This is a genomic window from Thiothrix subterranea, from assembly GCF_016772315.1.
In the GTDB taxonomy this organism is placed as follows: Bacteria; Pseudomonadota; Gammaproteobacteria; order Thiotrichales; family Thiotrichaceae; genus Thiothrix; species Thiothrix subterranea.
The window spans coordinates 923,633-944,804 of sequence record NZ_CP053482.1 but is presented as its reverse complement, the minus strand read 5'-3'; the positions used below and the strand labels follow the sequence as shown (position 1 = coordinate 944,804).

Below are 21,172 nucleotides of genomic sequence, written 5' to 3'. Positions count from 1 at the left end.
TTAACGCGCCACGCGGAAGCCACGGAAAATCTGGCGACCGCTCGGATAATCTTTGACCCGATAGGCGGCGCGTAAATAGCGCGGTCTGTCATTCCACGAACCGCCACGCAGCACGCGCTCGTGGTGGTTGCCTACTTCTTCCCACGCTTGTGCGTTGACGGGTGCGCCGTGGTAGGAGTCGTGCCAGCAATCTTGCACCCATTCCCACACATTGCCGCACACGTCGTGCAAGCCGAACGCATTCGCGGGGTACGTGCCGACGGGCGTGGTCATGCCGTGCTGCATCGCGTGGTTGGCGTGTTGCGCGGTTGCCTGCATTCCCCACGGGTACGCGGCGTTTGTACCGCCACGGGTGGCGTATTCCCACTCGGCTTCAGATGGTAGACGGTAATGCCCGCCGTTTAAGGCGCTGAGCCAGCGGCAGTAGGCTTGCGCATCGTCCCAACTGACATTAATCACCGGATGCTTGCCGCGTCCCCAGCCGTGGTCGTCGGGGAGTGGGAAGCCGTTGGCTTCACAAAACGCATCGTATTCTTCAAAGGTGACGGGGTAGCGCCCCAGTGCAAAGGCGGCAATGTACACGTAACGTGGCGGGCGTTCATTGAGGGTGCAACCGCCTTCCACGTCGTCGCGTTCGTCCAGCCCGCCCATGAGGAAACGCCCCGGTGGAATGTTGACCATGCGGGGCAAGGGGAGGGCGCTATTGTAGTCGGGTAATGTTGCGTACATGCGCTTATCGTAAAGGAATGCCATCGCGCTTTCCTGTTTGGCTGACAAGCTGTCTGTGATAACTTTGCGGCTTTTATCGCTCAGGAATAATCACTATGCGTTGTCGGGTAAAAGTTTGCGGAATCACGTCAGTTACGGATGCGGCAATGGTCAGCGCGGCGGGTGTGGATGCAGTGGGTTTGGTGTTTTACCCCAAGAGCAAGCGCAACCTGAGCATCACGCAAGCGGTGGAGATTTGCCGCGCTATGCCGCCCTTCGTGACCGTGGTTGGCTTGTTTTTGGATGCGGAGGCGGATTTTGTACGCGACGTGCTGGCAGCCGTGCCGTTGGATATTTTGCAATTTCACGGTTCGGAAACGCCGGAGTATTGCCGCCAATTTTCACGCCCGTATATGAAAGCGGTGGGGATGAAAGGTTTGGCGGCATCGGGCGGTTTTGTGGCGTATGCGGATTGTTACCCTGATGCGCAAGGCTTTTTGGTGGATAGCCACGCACCGGGCGCGGCGGGTGGCACGGGTGAAACCTTTGATTGGACGCAAGTGCCGCAAGATTACCCCAAGCCGATTATTCTGGCAGGCGGGTTGACGGCGGAAAATGTGGCGGAAGCGATTCGCACCAGCCGCGTGTACGCGGTGGATGTGAGCAGCGGGGTGGAATCCGCGCCCGGTGTGAAGGATGCGGCGAAGGTACAAGCCTTTATGACGGGCGTGCGCTTGGCAAATTATCTCGCGATTCACCCCGCGATTACTGAGGCGGAAGTGTTGCAAGCGCAGCAAACGTGGGCAGACGGTTTGGTGGCGATTGGCAAATTGGCGGGGGATGCGGTGGCGGCGAAAGCAGCGGCTCAAGCACTGGTGCGGCGTTTATACAATTACGGTGAAGGCAGGGTGTTGTTTAAGCCGACCAAAGCGGCGCATGACCAGTTCCGCGAAACGTTTGAACAGGCGATTTCGTATTTTGTGGGCGGTGATCACCACGAAGATCATGGGTTTGCGCTGCATCCGTGGGCGGCGGTGCGCTTTGAGAATAACAGCATTTTTCTGGATGTGGATTCGGCGGGGGCGATGGGGAATTATTATTTTACCGATGTAAAAACGGGCGCGGAAACCAAGGTGGAGTTTACGTTTGCGTATCGGCGGGCAAGCGATGGGCGGCTGGTGATTTTCTTGCACCATTCGTCGTTGCCGTATGAGGCGGAGCATTAACTTTGCTAAACACTGTGCTACACTGAACCCGTGTTACACGATTTCACGGGTATCGTTTTATGACCAATTTTACCATTACGCTTGATGATGAAGATCTCAAGCAGGCACGTATCGCAGCGGTTCAGCAAGGCACATCGTTGAATGCCATCATCCGCAATTTCATCAAGGAATTCATTAGCCGCAACCAGCGTTATCAGCAAACCACGGATCGTATTTTGAAAAAAGCTGAAGCATCGACTTTCAGTAGTGCAGGGCGTAAGTGGACACGGGAAGCGCTTTATGAGCGCTAAGGCATTCTTCGATACGAATGTGTTGGTGTATGCGTTCGATAAAAATGAGCCAGAAAAACAAGCGATTGCCAAACGTTTGATCGGTCAGTTTGGTGGTGATGGGCAATTTATAGTAAGTACTCAAGTGCTACAAGAGCTGTATGTCACACTGAGCAAAATGGGTAAGCAGGCACTTCCAGCGGAAGAGGTTGAAGAAATCGTTAATGATTTTGCGGAATATCCCTTGGTACAAGTGGATAAGATGATTATCGCGTCTGCCATGAAACGGCATCAGAGCAAAGCCTTTTCCTTTTGGGATAGCCTGATTGTGGAAGCGGCGTTGCAGGCAAATTGCCAAATATTGTTTAGCGAAGATATGCAGGATGGGCGGGAGATTGGGCAGCTTGTGATTCAGAATCCGTTTAAGTAAATTCGACTTCAGCATCAGCACCTTCAAAGTTGAACAGTTCCCAGCGGTTTTGTGGGGTGCGGCGGAATACGTCAACGCGGTAGGTGCGTGGGTCAATGAGTACGTATTTCTTTCAGCGTTGCAGTTGTTGCAGAAAATCACTTTCCAATTGGGTAGATAGGCGGAAATCCATCCGTTTGATTTGTGCCAGCAAGTCCAATACTTCCGTGGTGGGAATATGCCCCCGCCGTTGGTTCAGGAGCAATACACCGAGCAGTCCGATGATTTTTAGCCCCATGTTCTTGGCAATTTTTCGCCCTTTTTTCTCGTCAATCAGCAGTAGTAACTGTTTTTCTTGCGCTAGAGTAATGGCTTCGGCTTCGCCATAGTCGAGCGTGCCATCCAGTAAGGCGAGCAAGCTATGGTCAGTACTGGCGATGACAGCAAAAGCTGGGCGATTTAAAACGGCGTAAGCAACACGCTCTTCTTTGGCAGTGATTTCTTCGGCTACCCGTTGGGGGATGTAGATTTGCGGGAAAAGGTTGATGAGCAAATCCAGCCGTTCGAGCTTCGTGACCATAATCAGGCTGCTGCTGTCACTGATAATGGCTTGGCTCATACGAGGCTTTCCAAAGTATCCAGTTCATCGGTGAGATCGTAATCCAGTACCGGAATATTCAGCAGAGTCAGTAATTTGGCAATGTCGGTATAGGATTTGTCCAGTGCGCGAGCCAGTTGCCCTAAAGATAAGCCGCCGCTGGCATACGCACGGGTCAATAGCCAGGTTTTCAAGCCTAAATCAAACAGGGGGTCATCCAACGCAGTGGCGAGCGCAAAAGGTTTGCCGCGTTTGGAAATCAGCAGGTGTTCCTTGGCTTCCATTGCTTTGGTTAAGACAGCGGGGTTGGTTTTCAGCTCTTTAATGCCGATGGTTTGCATGGGGAAATCCTCAAGTGCTACGTTTAAGTAGAACTTTAGCAGGTTAACGGGGACTGTGTAAAATGGATGTACTGACGGTGTTAAAGTGTCGTGTTACATTGAACCCGTGTTACACGACTTCATGGGTAAAATAACTATGAGTAATCTGACCATTTCCGTTGATGATGGTGTATTAAAACAAGCACGGATGCATACATTCGCAGAAGGTACGTCCGTCGATGTATTGCTGCGTGATTTTCTAGAAGAGTATGTCCGCACAGGGCGGCAATATCGCCAAGTGACAGATAGGATTTTGGCAATCGCTGAACGTTCTACGGCGGCTAGTGAAGGTCGCCGTTGGACGCGGGGTGAATTGTATGATCGGTAGCTATTTTGCGGATACCATTGGTGTTGAGTGCGCAGGTATTGCAGGAGTTTTTCGTGACGGTTGTGATTCGTAATCCGTTTAAATGATGTTTGTTAAACCAGCTCAAAATCCACATCTTCGTAAACGGCTTGCATTGGGCAGTGGAAATTGATGCTGGCAAATTCGACTTCAGCATCAGCCCCTTCAAAATTGAACAGTTCCCAGCGGTTTTGTGGGGTGCGGCGGAATACGTCGACGCGGTAGGTGCGCGGGTCAATCAGTACGTATTCTTGCAAGCTGGTCAATTGGCGGTAAAAGGCAAACTTGCCGCCTCGGTCGTAGGCTTCGGTGCTGGGTGATAGCACTTCCACAATTAGGGTTGGCGCGTGTTTGACGTAATTGCGTTTGTGGTCGGCGGAGTCGCAAGAAACCAGCAGGTCAGGGTAGTAGTAGGCGCTGTCTTCACCGATGCGTACTTTCATGTCGCTAATGTAGGGCTTGCAGCCAGCTCCACGCACTTGGGGTTTGATCAAGGCAAATAGATTGCCTGTGATAGTGACATGCCCGTCGCTTGCGCCTGCCATTGCGTAGATTTCGCCTTGGACGTATTCGCTGCGGGTTGGCGCGTCGATTTCTGCGGCAAGGTAGTCTTCGGGGGTTATGTTTAGTTTTTCTGCGAGTGCTGGCATGAGAAGCTCCGTCGTGTGTCTTTAGGAATAGTATAACCGATGATTGCCCCCACCCCACACATAGGTTAAATTCCCCCCACACTTTGGGCAAACAGGGGCTTTCATGATCATCACCGACACGCACGCAGACGCTTTTATCCAACGCTGGCAGGGCAAAGACGGCTCGGAAAAAGCCAATCTTCAGCTTTTCCTCGGTGAATTGTGCGAATTGCTTGGCGTGGAAAAGCCGCAACCTGCTCATGCGGATAACAAGCTGAACGCTTACGTGTTTGAACGGCGTATTGATGAACTTAAGGATGATCGTAGCTCCAACACGAGATTTATTGATCTGTATCGTCGTGATTGTTTTGTGTTAGAAGGTAAGTCAACGGGTAAAAAATTCGGTTCTAGCGGGTTGGATACAGCAATGAGTCGCGCCCGTAACCAAGCTGACGGCTATATTCGTAGTCTGCCTGCCTTTGAGAAAAAGCCGCCATTCATGATTTTGACTGATGTGGGTCATGTGATTGAGTTGTATGCTGAATTTACCTGTTCAGGCTCAAATTATCTCCAGTTCCCTGATAGCAGTTCGTACCGTATCAAACTCGATGATTTGCGTAAGCCCGACATCCGTGCGCGGCTGGCGGCGGTTTGGACTGACCCGCATAGCCTTGATGAATCCAAAAAAGCCGCGAAAGTCACTAAGCAGATTGCAACACAATTGGCAGCGTTAGCGAAATCGCTGGAAGCGGCGCACGCGGCTGAAACGGTCGGCACGTTTTTGATGCGTTGCCTGTTTACGATGTTCGCGGAAGATGTGGAGTTGTTGCCGAAAGACCGTTTCACGCACTTGCTGGAAAAGCTGTTGGATAAGCCAGAACGCTTTAAAGCAGCGGTGGAAAACTTATGGACGTTGATGGACAAAGGCGGTTATGACAGCGGAGAACTGGTTGATATTAAACGCTTCAACGGCGGTTTGTTTGCCAAAGCTACTTCGCTGGCGTTAGACAAGGCGCAAATTCAGATGTTGTTGAATGCGGCAAGAGCGGATTGGCGTTATGTTGAACCGGCGATTTTTGGGACGTTGCTGGAGCGGGCGTTGAACCCGAAAGAGCGGCATAAGTTGGGGGCGCATTATACGCCGCGTGCTTACGTGGAGCGGCTGGTGTTGCCGACGGTGCTTGCGCCGTTGCGTCAGCAGTGGGCGGATGTGCAAACCGCTGCCACCGTGTTGTTGGCTGAGTACCAAAAATCTTTGGAAAAGGCGGAAAAAGCATCGCAGCGGATTGTGTTACCTGTGGTGAATGATGAGCCTGCGCCGACTTCGCTGGAGTTGTCGGGGCAGCGCAAGGCGAAGAAAACCAAGAAAGCACTGACGGCGAATGAGTCATTTAAGAAGGCGGCGATTGATGAAGTCCGCGCCTTTCATGCCCATTTGTGCAGTTTGCGGATTCTTGACCCGGCGTGTGGGTCGGGTAACTTTTTGTACGTGACGCTGGAACACCTCAAGCGTTTGGAAGGTGAGGTGTTAAATACCTTGCAGGCGTTGGGTTTTTCGCCGCGAACGTTGGAAATGGAAGGCGTGTCGGTGAGTCCGCAACAGTTTTTGGGGTTGGAGGTGAATCCACCGGCGGCGGCGATTGCGGAAATGGTGTTGTGGATTGGGTATCTGCAATGGCATTTTCGGGTGCATGGCAATGTGTCGCCTGCCGAGCCGATTTTGCGCGATTTTCACAATATCGAGAATCGCGATGCGGTGTTGGCTTATGACGGCGTGGAAACCGTGCTGGATACGGCGGGAAATGCGGTGACGCGCTGGGATGGGCGCACGCTCAAAACGCATCCGGTGACGGGCAAAGATGTGCCGGATGAAACCGCGCAAGTGGCGGTGGTGCGTTACCTGAATCCGCGCAAAGCTGAATGGCCTGCCGCCGATTACATCATCGGCAATCCGCCGTATTTGGGGGCAAGAACTATTCGTATGGCTTTAGGAGATGATTATCTCGATGCTTTACGGACTGTTTATCACGATGTTCCCGATAATGTTGATTATGTCATGTATTGGTGGAAGCAATCTGCTGATCTGGTCAATGCTGAAAAGGTTAAGAGCTTCGGATTTATTACCACAAACAGCATAACGCAGTCGTTTTCACGCAAAATTATTGAAACAACAATGGCGAAACACGACGACTTCGGCATCACTTTTGCTATCCCTGATCATCCTTGGGTGGATGCGGCAGACGGGGCAAATGTGCGGGTTGCAATGACCGTTTTCAGCAAGGCGACAAGTGGTCAGCTATCGCATGTGATTGAGGAAGGTGATTCGTCAGATGGCGAAGTGGCTGTCACGTTGGCGACTAAATCGGGGTTGATTACGCCCAGTTTAACGATTGGCATTGACCTTCATGCTTCTAAACCGCTGGCAAGTAACGATCGTATGGCTTGCGTTGGCTATCAGTTAACGGGCAAGGGATTTGTTATAGAGAAGGATCAGCTTGGTTTGTTTAATTGTGATCACGTAATTAAGCCGCTATTGTCTGGTCGGGATATAACGCAGTCGAATCGTGGTTTGCTTGCTATTGATGTTTGTGATTTTAATGTGGAGTCATTAAAACAAGAGCTTCCATTTGTTTATCAGTGGCTTGTTGATTATGTGAAGCCAGAGCGAGATCAAAATAACCGCAAAGCTCTTCGTGAGCGTTGGTGGGTATACGGTGAAGCTCGTTCCACCTTCAAACCGACATTGCAAAATATTTCACGAGTTGTGGCAACATCTCTGACGGCAAAGTATCGAATTTTCACAATGGTTTCATCAGATACTATTTGTGATAGTACGACTGTTATGTTTGCTTTGGATGATGCTTTTTACTTCGGAGTGCTTTCTTCATGTTTGCATTGTCTTTGGGCATTTAAGGCTGGTGGAACGCTAGAAGATCGACCACGTTATACAAAGTCCTTGTGTTTTGATGCGTTTCCGTTTCCTGATGCGAGTGATGAGCAGAAGGTGCAGATTCGGACGATTGCCGAGCAAATCGACGCGCACCGCAAACGCCAGCAAGCCGCCCATCCAACCCTGACGCTAACCAATATGTACAACGTGCTGGAAAAGTTGCGTAGCGGCGAAGCACTAAACACCAAAGACAAAGAGATTCACGCGCAAGCCCTCACCAGCATCCTGCAAGAACTCCACGACAACCTCGACCGCGCCGTATTCGCCGCCTACGGATGGGATGACCTCGCCGCCGAACTCGTCGGCAAACCCGGTGCAACCACGCCACTCCCCGACAAACCCGAAGCCCAAGCGCAAGCCGAAGAAACCCTCCTCAGCCGCCTCGTTGACCTCAACACCCAACGCGCCGCCGAGGAAGCCAAGGGCACAATCCGCTGGTTACGCCCCGACTTTCAAGCACCGGATAAGCAGGCTTCGACTCCACTCAGTCAGCAGGAAGACCTCGCGCTTGCGGATGACGACACCCGTTCCCTGAGCGTAGTTGAAGGGAATACCCCCGCAGCCAAACGCGACTGGCCTAAATCCTTAGCTGAACAAATCCCAATCATCCGCGAACAACTCCTTCTCGCGCCGCGCTCCGTCAAAGCACTCGCAGCCCTGTTTAAACGCAGCAAAATTCAGGACATTGAAAACGTCTTGGGCGGCATGATGGCGTTGGGCGCAGTAGCAACGGATGGCGAGGTTTATTGGGTGGTGTGAGGTGGCTTGCAGGGGCTGGGGGGCTATGCCAGAATCAAAGCACGCATTCACTGAAAGGGTCACACCATGCACATGCAGTTAAACGAGCAATTGATTTCCATCTGGCAAACCGACAAAGGGAGTGCGCAAGGGGTCAGGGCATGGCTGGCTACTGATGACTACAACGATTACCCCCTAGGAAATCCTCAGCACCTTGAACAGACCGTGCAGGAAATCCGTGACGCTTGGGATGACGAGTGATACCCAATCAGGAAATCAACATGCCAGCCGAACGCCCATCATTGCTTGCCTTTCTAGCCGCTTGCAAGCCGTCAGATATAGATTTTCCTGACATAGATAATTTGCCGCCGTTGGATGATGTAACCGATAACACCGATGAGTTTAAGCGTGTACCTAGCTTGATCGTGGAAAACTGGTTGTAGGAAAAATGGGAACTGTTCCCAGTAGTGACCATGAGCTAGAATGTGAGAGGTGATGCCGATCCGCAACATTCCCGATAACAGGAGCAGCCATGTACACGTTATACAAATTAAGCCCGACTGACTTGAACGAGAATTTCTTGCAGGCACTGAAATTACTGTTCAGTGGTAAAACTATCGAGGTATCGGTGCGCGAAATACCGCCCACCAATGAATCCACCGACATCTGGCAGGCTATCCAGCGGTTTCGCCAGCAGATGAATCCGGCAGACTTTCCGGCGGATGAGGATATATTTGCCGCTGTCCGTGACCGCTCAGCGGGGCGTGAGGTGGTGCTTTGAGCATTGTTTATTTGGTGGATACTAATATCCTGTCTGAGCCTACCCGTGCTACTCCCGATGCCAATGTGATGCGCCAGTTGCAGCGACACAGGAGCAGCATTGCCACTGCCAGTGTTGTCTGGCATGAATTATGGTTTGGTTGTGGGCGATTGCCTGTCTCCCGCAAACGGACGCAATTGGAAACCCACTTTCAGGATTTGTTGCGGTCAGGCTTGATGATTTTGCCCTATACACAGGCCGCTGCGGAGTGGCACTCTGTCGAGCGTGCGCGATTGACCGCTATTGGTCAATCGCCTGCTTTTGCTGATGGAATGATTGCTGCCACTGCCCACCATCATGGGCTTGTTTTGGTTACACGTAACGTCGATGATTTCAACGGTTTCATGGGCATCCGGCTGGAAAACTGGTTTGAGGTTGCTTGAATTTATCCGCTACTTGATTGAACATCAATACTCCACCTGCTGCGGAAACGCCGGAAACAACACCGACCGCTCCACCACCTCTGCCGGAATATGAAACGTCATATTGCCCGCCGCATCGCATAGCCATACCTCTTTTGCGCCGCGTGAAAAATACAGCATGATTTTATCTTCCATTTCACGGCTGGTGTTGGCAGAAGAAAGGATTTCCACGCAAACTTCCGGCGCAACAGAGCATTCCGTTTCCAGCTTAATGCGGGTGAATATTTCTGGGGATGCCCAAGCGACATCGGCAACTTTCGTCCCCTTGTGCGTGTAAATAGCGCATTCGGTCAAAACTTTGCCTTCGTGACGCAGGCTTTTGAGCAAGGCGGCGATTTCACCCTGCAAGATGGAGTGGTAAACCTTGGCGGGTGACATGACGATTTGCCCGTATTCGTTGAGTTCAAGTTTGAATGGCAAATTTTGCAGGTCAGGATGATTACAGACTTCTTGCCAGTTCATCGGTGCTTCTCCTGTTCAGATAGCTCGATTGTAACATAGCTAGGTTTTACCACTTATGCTAACTTACCCCGTTTTTACGATCTTCTACGTAGGAGCGCGGTAACGTGAAATTCAGCGAATACAACTGGAACGCCATGCCGGACAAAGCCGGACATTTTGGCGCATACGGCGGACGTTTCGTCGCAGAAACGTTGATGGAACCCATCTACGAACTCGAACAAGCCTACGAAAAGCTCAAAAACGACCCCGCTTTTCAAGCCGAATTCGACCGCGATTTGAAATATTACGTCGGTCGCCCTAGCCCCTTGTATCTGGCGGAACGCTGGTCACGCGAACTCGGCGGCGCAAAAATCTACCTCAAGCGCGAAGACTTGAACCATACCGGCGCACACAAAATCAACAATACCATCGGTCAAGCCCTGCTCGCCAAATTCATGGGCAAGACGCGCATTATTGCTGAAACGGGTGCGGGTCAGCACGGCGTAGCCTCTGCCACCATCGCCGCCCGCCTTGGTTTGGAATGCGTGGTGTACATGGGCGCAGAAGACGTACAACGCCAAGCCCCCAACGTGTTCCGCATGAAATTGCTCGGCGCAACCGTCGTCCCCGTCACCTCCGGCTCAAAAACCCTCAAAGATGCGCTCAACGAAGCGATGCGCGACTGGGTAACGAACGTTGATGACACCTTCTATATTATCGGCACAGTCGCAGGCCCGCACCCATATCCCGCAATGGTACGCGATTTCCAATCCGTGATCGGGCGTGAAGCGCGTGAGCAAATTCTGGAACAGGAAGGGCGTTTGCCGGATGCGTTAGTCGCTTGCGTCGGTGGCGGCTCGAACGCTATTGGCTTGTTCCACCCCTTCCTCGCGGATGAATCCGTTGCGATTTACGGCGTAGAAGCAGGCGGTGACGGTATCGCAACCGGCAAACACGCAGCACCGTTGTGCGCAGGCAAACCGGGCGTATTGCACGGCAACCGCACCTATTTAATGGAAGACACCAACGGGCAAATCATCGAAACCCATTCGATTTCCGCCGGATTGGACTACCCCGGTGTCGGCCCCGAACACGCTTGGTTGAAAGACATCGGACGTGCCAACTACGTATCGGTCACGGATGCGGAAGCGATGCAAGGTTTCCACGCCTTGACGCGCATCGAAGGCATTATTCCCGCGCTGGAAAGCAGCCATGCGCTGGCTTACGCGATGAAACTTGCGCCAACTATGAGTAAAGATCAAAGCATTATCGTCAACCTCTCCGGGCGTGGCGACAAAGACATCAACACCATTGCACGGCTGGAGGGCATTACGCTATGAGTCGCATCGCCGCTTGTTTCGCCGCCCTCAAAGCACAGGGCAAAACCGCATTGATTCCTTACGTCACGGCGGGCGATCCACACCCGTCGATCACTGTGCCGTTGATGCACCGCATGGTGGCAGCCGGGGCAAATATCATCGAGTTGGGTGTACCATTTTCCGACCCAATGGCGGATGGCCCGACGATCCAGCAAGCGCACGAACGCGCTTTGCTGCATAACACCAGCTTGCACGACATCCTCGGCATGGTGGCAGCATTCCGCCAAACTGACTCAACCACGCCTGTGGTGTTGATGGGTTATTTGAACCCGATTGAAATCATGGGTTACGCCGAATTTGCTAAAGCCGCAGAAGCAGCAGGCGTTGATGGCGCGTTGACGGTGGATTTACCGCCGGAAGAAGGCATGGGCGTATTGCCGTTGTTTCGTGAACACGGCATTGATCCGATTTTTCTATTGTCACCGACCACGCCAGAACGTCGTATTGCAACGGTGGCGCAAGCAGGCGGCGGCTTCATTTACTACGTGTCGCTGAAAGGTGTGACGGGCGCAAGCACGCTGGATGTGGGGCAAGTCGCCGAGCATATCGCCAAAATCCGTCAACACACTGACCTGCCATTAGGCGTGGGTTTCGGCATTAAAGATGCAGTAACCGCAGCGGCTGTGGCAAAAACAGCCGATGCCGTGGTAGTCGGCAGCGCGGTGATCAAACAGATCGAAGCGACACCGAATGACCATGCTGCTATTATGGATAACATCAGTGACTTGCTGGCTTCCATGCGTACCGCGTTGGATGCTTGAACCTAGGGGTAAACAGAATACATGAGCTGGTTTGAAAAACTGCGTCTGCCATCACGCATCCGTACCGACGCGACCAATACCGAAAAGAAATCCATTCCCGAAGGCTTGTGGCATCAATGCCCTGCCTGCCAAGCGGTACTGTACCGGGCGGAATTGGAACGCAATCTGGACGTTTGCCCCAAGTGCAACCACCACATGCGCTTGTCCGGGCGGCGGCGTTTGGAGGTGTTTTTGGATGCGGCAGGGCGTGAGGAAATCGGCGCGAATGTTGCGCCGACGGATATGCTGAAATTCCGCGACACTAAAAAGTACAAAGACCGTTTGGTTGCCGCTCAGAAAGAAACCGGCGAAAAAGACGCACTGATCGTGATGAAAGGCACGGTGTTGGGTGTGCCGATGGTGGCTGCGGCGTTCGATTTCCGTTTCATGGGCGGCTCGATGGGGTCGGTGGTCGGCGAACGTTTTGTGCGCGGCGCAGAAGCGGCAATGGCGAACAAAATTCCTTACATTTGCTTTGCAGCGAGTGGCGGGGCGCGGATGCAGGAAGCCTTGTTCTCATTAATGCAGATGTCTAAAACCAGCGCGGTGTTGACGCGCTTGAGCGACAAAGGTGTGCCGTTCATTTCGGTATTGACTGACCCGACGATGGGCGGGGTGTCGGCAAGTTTTGCAATGTTGGGCGATATTCACATCGGTGAGCCGAAAGCCTTGATCGGATTTGCGGGGCCGCGTGTGATTGAGCAGACGGTGCGTGAAAAACTGCCGGAAGGTTTTCAACGCAGTGAATTCCTGCAAGAAAAAGGCGCGATTGACATGATCGTGCACCGCCGGGATATGCGCGAAACGGTTGCGGATTTGGTAGCCATTATGCAACACAAACCTTGCCCGATTAACACCACGGTATTGGATGCGGCTTGAAAACGCTCGATGATTGGTTGCGTTGGCAGGAAACGCAATTCTTGACCGAAATCAAGCTGGGGCTGGATCGGATTCGTTGCGTCGCTGAGCGCATGGGCTTGCTGTCTGTACCCGTGCCACTGCTGACGGTGGGCGGGACGAACGGCAAAGGTTCCACCTGCGCCATGTTAACGCGGATTTTGCTGCTGCAAGGTTACAAGGTCGGTACGTATACTTCCCCTCACTTACTGCGCTACAACGAACGCATTGCGCTGAATGGCGTACCGGTAAGGAATGCGGACATTTGTGCCGCTTTCGCCGCGATTGATAAGGCTCGCGATGATATTGATTTGACCTACTTTGAATTCGGCACACTGGCGGCGGTGTGGTGTTTTTTGCAAGCCAAGGTTGATGTGATTGTGTTGGAAGTCGGGCTGGGCGGGCGTTTGGATGCGTGCAATCTGTGGGATGCGGATGTCGCGATTATCACCAGCATTGGCATTGATCACGTGGAATGGCTGGGCAGTACTCGCGAAGCCATCGGCTATGAAAAATCTGGCATTATGCGGGCAGGCAAACCGGTAGTTTGCGGCGACCCGCAGCCACCCGCCAGCATTGCGCGTGAAGCCGCGCGTATCGGGGCGGATTTGTGGCAATTGGGGCGGAATTTCAGCGTCGAGCATGTGCCACAGCCTGCATTGGTGGGCGATGTGCAACGTCAAAACGCGGCGGTTGTGGTGACAGCTTTGCAACGATTGGCGGATAAATTGCCTGTTTCCCCAGATGCAATTGCTGAAGGCTTAGCCAGTGTGAGCCTGATGGGGCGGATGCAGCGGATTCGAGCAGAACCGGAAGTCATCCTTGATGTCGCGCACAATCCCCATGCAGCGACTGAATTGGCAGGATGGTTGAAAAAAAATCCAGTAAACGGCAAAACATTTGCAATTTTTTCTATACTTGCAGATAAGGATATTGCTGGGGTGCTGAAAATCATGGCGTCGGCGGTGGATGAATGGTACGTAGTGGCATTGTCCAGCAAGCGGGCGCTCAGTCAGGATGATCTGTTAGCACTCATGCGTTCCAATGGCATAAGCCAACCGATTCATGCCTATCCTGATTTCCAGAGTGCATGGAACGTTATGGTTTTAAGCGCAGAAAAACAGGACAGAGTAGTTGCATTCGGTTCTTTTCTGGTAGTATCCGCTATGCTGGAAATAGACGTTTCTCCCCATGGCGCTGGTTCTGCCTGAACAGCTAACAGCACCAACCAACCGTTTTTGAGTGTCAGATTACAAAGGAGCAGTGAATTAAATGGATAATAAGGCTACAACCAAACGAATGATTGGCGCGGTCGTGCTGGTACTTGTTGCCGCATTGCTGTTGGCATGGTTGCTGAAAGGCAAAAACCGTGACGGTCAGCAAGACATGGCAATGAACCAATCGGCTGAAACCAAGCCAATTTTGGGGTTTCCGGGCGTGGGTGGCGACGAGCAAAAACCTACAATTGTTGGCGATGACCCTAATGCGGCTACCCAGCAAACCGGCGCTGGCATTGATGTTGCGCAACAAAATCAAAACGCGGCAGGCACTGCTCAGCAAGCCGGTGGCGCTAACCTGATTCCGGGCATTGATGTCAAATTACCGGAGACTGTTCCTAATACCACGGGTTTTGAAGTACGCCCCGGTACTGGTGGCGAAGTCCGTGATTTAGTCGATACCGACGGTAAAGTGAAAGACGGCACGGGCAGCATGGGAACGGGTAATGCCAAAGCCAACACGCCTGAGACGGGTTCTACGGCTCCTGTTGCGGCACAACCGACTGCACCAGCCGAAACCAAAACCAGCCAAGTAACTACGCCTTCTGCTTCTCAGAAAGACAAGCCAGCGACCAATACGCCTGCGCCTGAAGAGAAAAAAGCCAGCTCTAAAGTGGTTTTGGTTAACGAGAAACCTGTACCTAGAGCCGTTTCAGAAGCGAGCGCTGCACAAGCGGCTGCTAAAAAAGCAGCGGAAGAAAAAGCGGCTGCGGCTAAGGCGGCTGCCGAGAAAGCGGCTAAGTTAGCGGCTGAAAAAGCAGCGGCTGCCAAGTCGGTTGCATTAGCCAGTGCTGGTGCAGCAGCAGGCAATGCGGCGGGCGGTGCTGGCAGTTTCACCATTCAAGTCTTAGCCAGTGCCGATAAAGCAAAAGCAGACGCTGCCGCAGGCCCACTGAAGGCTGATGGTTACAATGTTGCGGTTTCGACGGCTAATGTTGGTGGCAAGACAGTTTATCGTGTCAATGTGACCGGCTTTGCTGACCGTGCGGCGGCTGAAGCAGCGCAGGCTAAAATGAAGTCGCGTTATAAGCAAAACGCCGCCATTCAAGGCAGTTTTGTGACTAGCAGCAAGTAACCTCCATGACAGCAGATATTCTGGATATAAGCATTATTGTCCTGATTGTCTTATCAGCCGTTATTGGGCTGATTCGCGGGTTTGTCAGGGAAGCATTTTCCCTGATAACGTGGCTTGCGGCTTTAGGATTTGCCTTTTTGTACTACGAACAATTAGCGGTACATGTGCCTTTTGACGGGCAGGGCAAACTGGGACAAGTGGTGATTGCGTTTATTGTCATCTTCCTCGGTGTGTTGATCGTCGGTTCGATTATCAATCACTTACTGAGCGCGGCGGTGTCTTCCGTTGGTTTGGGGGGCGTTGATTATCTGTTGGGTGGTGCGTTTGGTATTTTGCGGGGTGGTTTGATCGTCACCTTGTTGGTATTGTTGTTTAGTGCGGTGGGAAAATATTCCGCAGCAGACTGGTGGAAAGAGTCGCGGTTGATGCCGTGGTTTGAACACAATGCGGTTATGCTGAAGGAAATGATCCCCAATAAGCTCCCGGAAGAACTGCCCGGTATTTTTTCCAGTAAACCGTAGGGTTGGAAAGAATGGCAGGGTAATCAAACAGCCATGCGCTTAATCGTGCATGGCTGTTTTGTTTTGACGGGGTTAGAATATGACGTTTTCGTTTCACCGGAAGGGTTGGTATGTGCGGAATTATCGGGATTATCGGTCATGAACCTGTCAATCAGGCCATTTATGATGGTCTGACGGTTTTACAACACCGTGGACAAGATGCCGCAGGGATTGTGACCAGCGATGGCAGAAAATTGTACCTGCGCCGTGACAACGGTTTGGTGAAAGACGTTTTCAATGAACGTCACATGGCGATGCTGCAAGGCAATATGGGCATAGGGCATGTGCGTTACCCAACGGCGGGGTCATCGTCTTCAGCGGAAGCCCAGCCATTTTATGTGAATAGCCCTTACGGTATTTCGTTGGCACATAACGGCAATTTGACCAATGCGCACGTGCTGAAAAAAGAGCTATACCGTCAGGATCGCCGTCAGATCAATACCGAATCCGATTCTGAAATCCTGCTAAACGTGTTTGCGCAGGAATTGCTGAGCCAAGATGCCTTGCACGTGACGCCGGGCGATATTTTTGCCGCAGTAGAAGGGGTACATCGGCGTTGCAAAGGCGCGTATGCCGTGGTGGCAATGTTAACCCGTGATGGCTTGGTGGGTTTCCGTGACCCGAATGGCATTCGCCCCTTGGTGTACGGCGTGCGCGAAACGCCGCATGGCAAAGAATTCATGCTGGCTTCCGAAAGCGTGGCTTTAGATGTGCAAGGCTACCGCTTGGTACGCGATATTGAGCCGGGTGAAGCCATTTTCATTCGCCCTGACGGTCAGGTATTCACCCGCCAGTGTGCGCAGAACCCCAGCTATAACACCTGCATTTTTGAATACGTGTATTTTGCCCGCCCCGATTCCATCATTGACAATGTGTTTGTGCACAAAGCGCGGATGCGCATGGGGCGCAAAATGGCGGAACACGTCATGCGTGAATGGCCGGATAATGACATTGATGTGGTGATTCCGATTCCCGATACCAGCCGTACTTCGGCGCTGGAAATGGCGTATACCCTCGGTGTGCCGTACCGCGAAGGCTTTATTAAAAACCGTTACATTGGGCGTACCTTTATTATGCCGGGGCAGGCGAAGCGCAAAAAATCGGTGCGCCAAAAGCTCAACTCCTTGGCGTTAGAATTCAAAGGCAAAAATGTGATGCTGGTGGATGATTCCATTGTGCGCGGCACGACGTCGCAGGAAATTGTGCAAATGGCACGCGATGCCGGGGCGAAAAAAGTCTATTTTGCTTCTGCTTCCCCGCCGATCAAGTTCCCGAATATTTACGGGATTGATATGCCCGCTGCGAAGGAACTTATTGCGCACGGGCGTACCGAAGAGGAAGTGGCGCAAGCCATCGGTGTGGATCGCTTGGTCTATTTGCCGTTGCCAGATTTGATTGCAGCGGTGAGTAAGGGCAACCCGCGCTTGAAAGCTTTCGATTGCTCGGTATTCACCGGGCATTATGCCACCGGGGAAAACGGTGACTATTTTGCTGAATTAGAGGCTTTACGAAATGACGAACAACAAACAAACCGTGAAAAAAATATGGTTGCCATTGATATTTGCAACAGCGATTAGCAGTGGGGCATTGATGGCTGAATCAGAAGTGACGCCTTTAAGTTTGCCGCCACCACTGCCTGCGCCCGTAGCAGAGGTGGCAACACCCGCTGGTGATGAACGTTTCACCGCACTGCTTGCGACGTTGGCACGGGATTTCCCCAGCTATTCCACCGCACGGGTATTGGTGGTGGATGCCACCGCGCAAACGCTGATCTTGGTGGAAAATGGGCAGGCGGTGAATGAGTGGGTGATTTCCACTGCTACCAGCGGTTTGGGGAGTGTCAAAGGTAGCCAGCAAACCCCGCTAGGTGTACACCGCGTGGCGCAAAAGTTGGGCGATGGTGCGCCGTTGGGGGCAATCTTCAAAGCGCGGCAAAATACCGGGCGCATTGCACAAATTCTGACGGGTGCGGATGAGCGCAGTACCGCCGATAATGTCACCACCCGCATTCTGTGGTTGGATGGCTTAGAGCCGGGTGTCAATAAAGGCGGCGAGGTGGATTCGTATGAGCGTTACATTTACATTCACGGCACGGACGAAGAAGGCAGGCTGGGGAATCCGGCTTCGCACGGCTGCATTCGGATGCGCAATGCCGATGTGATCGACCTGTTCAACCGCGTGAACGAAGACACCTTGGTGGTGATTACGCGAAAACGTGAGGGATAAATTTTGAACCATACTGAGTGGGAATTTGAAACACTGGCGGTACGTGCCGGGCATGTACGCACCAATGAAGGCGAGCATTCGGAAGCGATTTTCCCCACCTCCAGCTTTGTGTTCAGCAGTGCGGCGCAAGCGGCAGCGCGGTTTGGTGGAACTGAACCGGGTAATATCTATGCGCGTTTCACTAACCCGACGGTGCGCTATTTTCAGGAACGTCTTGCGGCGTTAGAAGGCGGTGAAAGCTGTGTGGCTACCGCGTCGGGCATGTCAGCGATTTTGGCGGTGATGTTGGGTTTGCTGAAAGCGGGGGATCACGTGGTGTGTTCCCGTGCGGTGTTTGGCACGACCACGCTCTTGTTACAGAACATCATTGGTAAATTCGGGGTGGCATTTAGCTTTGTCGAATTGACCGATATGGCGGCTTGGGAAGCGGCGTTACAACCGAATACGCGCTTATTGTTCGTGGAAACGCCCGCTAATCCGTTAACTGAAATTGTGGATATTCGTGAATTAGCGGATTTGGCGCACCGTCATGGCAGTTTGTTGGTGGTCGATAATTGTTTCTGTACCCCGGCTTTGCAACGCCCCTTGGATTTAGGGGCGGATATGGTGGTGCATTCCGCCACCAAGTATTTGGATGGTCAGGGGCGGGCGCTAGGCGGTGCAGTAGTCGGTGATAAGGAGCGCGTCGGCAAGGATGTCTACGGTGTGTTGCGCAATGGTGGCATGACCATGAGTCCGTTTAATGCGTGGATTTTCCTGAAGGGTTTGGAAACGCTTTCCCTGCGGATGAAGGCGCATTGCGAGAATGCCCTGCAACTGGCGCAATGGTTAGAAGCACATCCGGCGATTGAGCGGGTACATTATCCGGGGTTGGTATCGCACCCCCAGCACGCACTGGCGCAACAGCAGCAAAGCGGTTTCGGCGGCATCGTGTCCTTTATCGTGAAAGGTGGGCAGGCAGCCGCTTGGCAAGTGGTGGATGCCACCCAAATGCTCTCCATTACCGCGAATTTGGGGGATGCGAAAACCACGATTACGCACCCTGCGACCACAACCCACGGGCGCTTAACCCCTGAGCAAAAAGCCCAAGCAGGCATCGCTGCCGGTTTATTGCGGGTATCAGTGGGTTTGGAGAGCGTGCGTGATATTCAACGTGATCTGGCTCGCGGCTTGGATGCGCTTTAAGGCAAGCGGAAGGCGGGAAATTTGAATTCTCGCCTTACCTCGTTCAGTTCTAAAAAAGTCTCTAATTCTTCAGGAATCAATTGAAAGCGGTAGCCGCCATCACCGGGGTAAGGTTCGGTGTGGTCGCATTTGCCATCCATAATGATGTTCGGTATTTCCTCAAAAGCTTGGCATTCGCGATCGGGATCATTCTCCAGAAAATGCTGGCAGAATACGCACACGGGGGGGAGTACACAGCTCATGGTTCAGCCTCTTCTTCAGCCATATCATCAGGCTGTGTTTTGGGAATACGGTATTTTTCTAACAAAGCGTCATGTTCCTTTTCGGCCACTTGACGGTTAATGACTATCTGATAGCCGGTGTCGTTTTCCAAGACGATGTTTTTTTGAGAGCCGTCTTTTACTAACGATTGGAAATATGTCCAGCTACTGAATGTTTCACTATTGACGGTACTAATAGTCATGGGGGCAACATCATGAAAACCAATATTATTTGCTGAAGGAAGCACTTGCACGATTTCCACGGTGTCGGCTTCGGTGGGTGGCGCACCGGTTTCGTCTTCGGTGGCGGGTACGCATTCGGGCAGTTTACGGCTGGCTAGGAAAACAAAACCACCAAAAATGAAATAACGGGGGACGCTTTCTTTGCGATTTTTCGATAACGATTTTTTGTTTAGATCAACATTTTGTTTAACGAGTTTGCCATCACGGATAATGTCGAGACTTACAATGTCATTCAATTGATGCAAGTCGATGTGGTGTTGGAAATTGCTGTATTGCTTGCCATTGGTTTGAATAAAATCCGCTTCGGTGATGGGTTTGCCGTCAATCGCGGTAATGACATCATCGGGCAGGAGCAGTAGTGCCGCATCGCTATTGGCACAAAGTTGGTTAATCAAAATGCCGGTTTGGTCGGGTGTCAAACGGTAGTATTGCTTGTGCGTGGGGTTGGTGATGAATTGGTAATCTACCCACAATTCGGGAACGCCATCGAGTGTGCCGTCGCGCAAATCGTCGAGTAATTGTTTGATACGCGGCGCAGGAATCAGGTAGCCGATATTCTCGGTGGGGGTTTCGGCAATTTCCGGGGTGATTTCGGAGACGATGCCGATGACTTTGCCATCCACCAGTGCGGGGCTGCCCAGACTGCCACTGTTGACTGCCGCATCCACTTGTATTGCTTGAAAGGTAAGGCCGCTGTGCGCATAGGTTTGGTATTCGATACGCGAAACAATGCCTGCGGTAATGCTGAGTTTATTGCCACCGACTGGGTAGCCATACAAACTGACTTTTTCTTCGGGTTTGGGTAAGTCTCCCAGTGCTAACGGGGCGCGTTTGTCGAAAAAAGTTTCATCTTTGAGGGTCAAGAGCGCGAGATTGACTTCGTGCGAAATATTGTCTACCTCGGCTTCAAAGGTTTTGGTGCTATCGTTGGGGCGGATGCTGATATAAACCGCATTGTCGACCAGTTGCGCAGTGGTGAGAATGCGGTTGCCCTCGACAATAAAGCCGGTGGCAATCCAGCTTTTCCACGTGGTATTCCAGGGTGAGGCAGCATCGTATTGGCGGGTATGGACGGTGATTTCGACCACCGAGGCCGCCGGGTCTGGCGTGATTTCAACGTCAGCATGAGAAATTAGCGAATACGTTAAACTGAAAAGGATGAATAAGGTGTAAAGGCAGTGGTGGATTTTATTGTGTAGTGTATTTGTTTTAAACATTTATTGCCCTGCCATTCGTCCTTGAATGGTTGTTATCATATCAGCATTTACGTGAACCCTAGTAGACTTCTGTGGGTAAAAAACGCATAGGAATGGCAGTAAGCGGCTCACGGGAAT

Annotated in this window: 25 protein-coding genes; 18 read left to right on the top strand and 7 right to left on the bottom strand. The window is 52.1% G+C overall.

Annotated elements, in window-relative coordinates:
* Positions 1–753, bottom strand: a complete 753-nt coding sequence (locus tag HMY34_RS04525; RefSeq protein WP_202718114.1) for a formylglycine-generating enzyme family protein — start codon at positions 751–753, stop codon at positions 1–3.
* 71 nt (positions 754–824) lie between these two features.
* Here HMY34_RS04525 and HMY34_RS20465 point away from each other — a divergent pair, with 71 nt between their 5' ends.
* The 3 genes from HMY34_RS20465 to HMY34_RS04505 are packed head-to-tail and all read left to right on the top strand — an operon-like array spanning position 825 to position 2,633.
* The gene (locus HMY34_RS20465; protein WP_323127458.1) at positions 825–1,934 is read left to right on the top strand and encodes a phosphoribosylanthranilate isomerase; all 1,110 of its coding nucleotides are present in this window, start codon (positions 825–827) and stop codon (positions 1,932–1,934) included.
* Positions 1,935–1,993: 59 nt separating this feature from the next.
* Entirely contained in the window at positions 1,994–2,224 is a 231-nt protein-coding gene (locus tag HMY34_RS04510) for a hypothetical protein (RefSeq protein ID WP_202718113.1), read from the top strand.
* Complete coding sequence (locus HMY34_RS04505) at positions 2,214–2,633, top strand: PIN domain-containing protein (protein ID WP_202718112.1); 420 nt, start codon at positions 2,214–2,216, stop codon at positions 2,631–2,633. Before HMY34_RS04510 ends, HMY34_RS04505 begins: the two co-directional genes overlap by 11 nt.
* A 112-nt stretch (positions 2,634–2,745) precedes the next feature.
* Here the strand turns inward: HMY34_RS04505 and HMY34_RS04500 are convergent, their stop codons facing one another.
* Positions 2,746–3,231, bottom strand: coding sequence for a PIN domain-containing protein (locus HMY34_RS04500; RefSeq protein ID WP_202718111.1), 486 nt, complete (start codon positions 3,229–3,231; stop codon positions 2,746–2,748).
* Positions 3,228–3,551 carry a type II toxin-antitoxin system Phd/YefM family antitoxin gene (locus HMY34_RS04495; RefSeq protein WP_202718110.1) on the bottom strand — a complete coding sequence of 108 codons (324 nt, stop codon included), beginning with the start codon at positions 3,549–3,551 and terminating at the stop codon, positions 3,228–3,230. Before HMY34_RS04495 ends, HMY34_RS04500 begins: the two co-directional genes overlap by 4 nt.
* A gap of 136 nt (positions 3,552–3,687) precedes the next feature.
* On the opposite strand from HMY34_RS04495, the gene HMY34_RS04490 reads away from it, so the two are divergent.
* Positions 3,688–3,918, top strand: coding sequence for a hypothetical protein (locus HMY34_RS04490; RefSeq protein WP_202718109.1), 231 nt, complete (start codon positions 3,688–3,690; stop codon positions 3,916–3,918).
* Positions 3,919–4,010: 92 nt separating this feature from the next.
* Here HMY34_RS04490 and HMY34_RS04485 read toward each other — a convergent pair whose 3' ends face one another.
* Positions 4,011–4,586 carry a Uma2 family endonuclease gene (locus HMY34_RS04485; protein ID WP_202718108.1) on the bottom strand — a complete coding sequence of 192 codons (576 nt, stop codon included), beginning with the start codon at positions 4,584–4,586 and terminating at the stop codon, positions 4,011–4,013.
* A gap of 103 nt (positions 4,587–4,689) precedes the next feature.
* On the opposite strand from HMY34_RS04485, the gene HMY34_RS04480 reads away from it, so the two are divergent.
* From HMY34_RS04480 to HMY34_RS04460, 5 genes are all read left to right on the top strand, one after another.
* On the top strand, positions 4,690–8,274 hold the full coding sequence (locus tag HMY34_RS04480) for a class I SAM-dependent DNA methyltransferase (RefSeq protein WP_202718107.1): 3,585 nt from the start codon (positions 4,690–4,692) through the stop codon (positions 8,272–8,274).
* Between the two features lie 66 nt (positions 8,275–8,340).
* A complete protein-coding gene (locus tag HMY34_RS04475) occupies positions 8,341–8,514 on the top strand; it encodes a hypothetical protein (RefSeq protein ID WP_202718106.1) in 174 nt (57 codons plus the stop codon).
* Positions 8,515–8,534: 20 nt separating this feature from the next.
* Positions 8,535–8,696 carry a hypothetical protein gene (locus tag HMY34_RS04470; RefSeq protein WP_202718105.1) on the top strand — a complete coding sequence of 54 codons (162 nt, stop codon included), beginning with the start codon at positions 8,535–8,537 and terminating at the stop codon, positions 8,694–8,696.
* An 89-nt stretch (positions 8,697–8,785) separates the two neighbouring features.
* Positions 8,786–9,034 carry a hypothetical protein gene (locus HMY34_RS04465; protein WP_202718104.1) on the top strand — a complete coding sequence of 83 codons (249 nt, stop codon included), beginning with the start codon at positions 8,786–8,788 and terminating at the stop codon, positions 9,032–9,034.
* Entirely contained in the window at positions 9,031–9,456 is a 426-nt protein-coding gene (locus HMY34_RS04460; RefSeq protein WP_202718103.1) for a type II toxin-antitoxin system VapC family toxin, read from the top strand. Before HMY34_RS04465 ends, HMY34_RS04460 begins: the two co-directional genes overlap by 4 nt.
* A 24-nt stretch (positions 9,457–9,480) precedes the next feature.
* Here the strand turns inward: HMY34_RS04460 and HMY34_RS04455 are convergent, their stop codons facing one another.
* The gene (locus tag HMY34_RS04455; RefSeq protein WP_202718102.1) at positions 9,481–9,957 is read right to left on the bottom strand and encodes a Uma2 family endonuclease; all 477 of its coding nucleotides are present in this window, start codon (positions 9,955–9,957) and stop codon (positions 9,481–9,483) included.
* A 134-nt stretch (positions 9,958–10,091) separates the two neighbouring features.
* Here HMY34_RS04455 and trpB point away from each other — a divergent pair, with 134 nt between their 5' ends.
* The 9 genes from trpB to HMY34_RS04410 all read left to right on the top strand — a co-directional run bounded on the left by trpB (position 10,092) and on the right by HMY34_RS04410 (position 19,335).
* On the top strand, positions 10,092–11,276 hold the full coding sequence (gene trpB, locus HMY34_RS04450) for a tryptophan synthase subunit beta (protein WP_202719120.1): 1,185 nt from the start codon (positions 10,092–10,094) through the stop codon (positions 11,274–11,276).
* Positions 11,273–12,076, top strand: a complete 804-nt coding sequence (trpA, locus tag HMY34_RS04445; protein WP_202718101.1) for a tryptophan synthase subunit alpha — start codon at positions 11,273–11,275, stop codon at positions 12,074–12,076. Before trpB ends, trpA begins: the two co-directional genes overlap by 4 nt.
* Positions 12,077–12,097: 21 nt before the next feature.
* Positions 12,098–12,994 (top strand): acetyl-CoA carboxylase, carboxyltransferase subunit beta, encoded by an 897-nt coding sequence (gene accD / locus HMY34_RS04440; protein WP_202718100.1) that lies wholly within the window; start codon positions 12,098–12,100, stop codon positions 12,992–12,994.
* A complete protein-coding gene (gene folC / locus HMY34_RS04435) occupies positions 12,991–14,223 on the top strand; it encodes a bifunctional tetrahydrofolate synthase/dihydrofolate synthase (protein ID WP_202718099.1) in 1,233 nt (410 codons plus the stop codon). The genes accD and folC overlap by 4 nt, the downstream gene beginning before the upstream one ends.
* Before the next feature lie 61 nt (positions 14,224–14,284).
* On the top strand, positions 14,285–15,364 hold the full coding sequence (locus HMY34_RS04430; RefSeq protein WP_202718098.1) for an SPOR domain-containing protein: 1,080 nt from the start codon (positions 14,285–14,287) through the stop codon (positions 15,362–15,364).
* A gap of 5 nt (positions 15,365–15,369) precedes the next feature.
* Positions 15,370–15,885 (top strand): CvpA family protein, encoded by a 516-nt coding sequence (locus HMY34_RS04425; protein ID WP_202718097.1) that lies wholly within the window; start codon positions 15,370–15,372, stop codon positions 15,883–15,885.
* Between the two features lie 110 nt (positions 15,886–15,995).
* Positions 15,996–17,501, top strand: coding sequence for an amidophosphoribosyltransferase (purF, locus tag HMY34_RS04420; RefSeq protein WP_202718096.1), 1,506 nt, complete (start codon positions 15,996–15,998; stop codon positions 17,499–17,501).
* Positions 17,437–18,150, top strand: a complete 714-nt coding sequence (locus tag HMY34_RS04415; protein WP_228287977.1) for a L,D-transpeptidase — start codon at positions 17,437–17,439, stop codon at positions 18,148–18,150. The genes purF and HMY34_RS04415 overlap by 65 nt, the downstream gene beginning before the upstream one ends.
* 3 nt (positions 18,151–18,153) lie before the next feature.
* Entirely contained in the window at positions 18,154–19,335 is a 1,182-nt protein-coding gene (locus tag HMY34_RS04410; protein WP_202718094.1) for an O-succinylhomoserine sulfhydrylase, read from the top strand.
* Here the strand turns inward: HMY34_RS04410 and HMY34_RS04405 are convergent.
* Complete coding sequence (locus HMY34_RS04405) at positions 19,332–19,577, bottom strand: hypothetical protein (protein ID WP_202718093.1); 246 nt, start codon at positions 19,575–19,577, stop codon at positions 19,332–19,334. The two genes, HMY34_RS04410 and HMY34_RS04405, sit on opposite strands and share 4 nt — an antisense overlap.
* Positions 19,574–21,055, bottom strand: coding sequence for a S1C family serine protease (locus HMY34_RS04400; protein ID WP_202718092.1), 1,482 nt, complete (start codon positions 21,053–21,055; stop codon positions 19,574–19,576). Before HMY34_RS04400 ends, HMY34_RS04405 begins: the two co-directional genes overlap by 4 nt.
* Between the last annotated feature and the right edge of the window lie 117 nt (positions 21,056–21,172).

Bases quoted from the DNA above. Each gene is read 5' to 3' on its own strand.
- HMY34_RS04525 (WP_202718114.1), bottom strand. From the start codon at position 753: ATGGCATTCCTTTACGATAAGCGCATGTACGCAACATTACCCGACTAC.
- HMY34_RS04485 (WP_202718108.1), bottom strand. From the start codon at position 4,586: ATGCCAGCACTCGCAGAAAAACTAAACATAACCCCCGAAGACTACCTT.
- HMY34_RS04430 (WP_202718098.1), top strand. From the start codon at position 14,285: ATGGATAATAAGGCTACAACCAAACGAATGATTGGCGCGGTCGTGCTG.
- HMY34_RS04500 (WP_202718111.1), bottom strand. From the start codon at position 3,231: ATGAGCCAAGCCATTATCAGTGACAGCAGCAGCCTGATTATGGTCACG.
- HMY34_RS04455 (WP_202718102.1), bottom strand. From the start codon at position 9,957: ATGAACTGGCAAGAAGTCTGTAATCATCCTGACCTGCAAAATTTGCCA.
- HMY34_RS04510 (WP_202718113.1), top strand. From the start codon at position 1,994: ATGACCAATTTTACCATTACGCTTGATGATGAAGATCTCAAGCAGGCA.
- HMY34_RS04425 (WP_202718097.1), top strand. From the start codon at position 15,370: ATGACAGCAGATATTCTGGATATAAGCATTATTGTCCTGATTGTCTTA.
- HMY34_RS04465 (WP_202718104.1), top strand. From the start codon at position 8,786: ATGTACACGTTATACAAATTAAGCCCGACTGACTTGAACGAGAATTTC.
- accD (WP_202718100.1), top strand. From the start codon at position 12,098: ATGAGCTGGTTTGAAAAACTGCGTCTGCCATCACGCATCCGTACCGAC.
- HMY34_RS04495 (WP_202718110.1), bottom strand. From the start codon at position 3,551: ATGCAAACCATCGGCATTAAAGAGCTGAAAACCAACCCCGCTGTCTTA.
- trpB (WP_202719120.1), top strand. From the start codon at position 10,092: ATGCCGGACAAAGCCGGACATTTTGGCGCATACGGCGGACGTTTCGTC.
- HMY34_RS20465 (WP_323127458.1), top strand. From the start codon at position 825: ATGCGTTGTCGGGTAAAAGTTTGCGGAATCACGTCAGTTACGGATGCG.
- HMY34_RS04470 (WP_202718105.1), top strand. From the start codon at position 8,535: ATGCCAGCCGAACGCCCATCATTGCTTGCCTTTCTAGCCGCTTGCAAG.
- HMY34_RS04405 (WP_202718093.1), bottom strand. From the start codon at position 19,577: ATGAGCTGTGTACTCCCCCCCGTGTGCGTATTCTGCCAGCATTTTCTG.
- HMY34_RS04505 (WP_202718112.1), top strand. From the start codon at position 2,214: ATGAGCGCTAAGGCATTCTTCGATACGAATGTGTTGGTGTATGCGTTC.
- HMY34_RS04400 (WP_202718092.1), bottom strand. From the start codon at position 21,055: ATGTTTAAAACAAATACACTACACAATAAAATCCACCACTGCCTTTAC.
- HMY34_RS04475 (WP_202718106.1), top strand. From the start codon at position 8,341: ATGCACATGCAGTTAAACGAGCAATTGATTTCCATCTGGCAAACCGAC.
- trpA (WP_202718101.1), top strand. From the start codon at position 11,273: ATGAGTCGCATCGCCGCTTGTTTCGCCGCCCTCAAAGCACAGGGCAAA.
- HMY34_RS04490 (WP_202718109.1), top strand. From the start codon at position 3,688: ATGAGTAATCTGACCATTTCCGTTGATGATGGTGTATTAAAACAAGCA.
- HMY34_RS04480 (WP_202718107.1), top strand. From the start codon at position 4,690: ATGATCATCACCGACACGCACGCAGACGCTTTTATCCAACGCTGGCAG.
- purF (WP_202718096.1), top strand. From the start codon at position 15,996: ATGTGCGGAATTATCGGGATTATCGGTCATGAACCTGTCAATCAGGCC.
- HMY34_RS04415 (WP_228287977.1), top strand. From the start codon at position 17,437: ATGACGAACAACAAACAAACCGTGAAAAAAATATGGTTGCCATTGATA.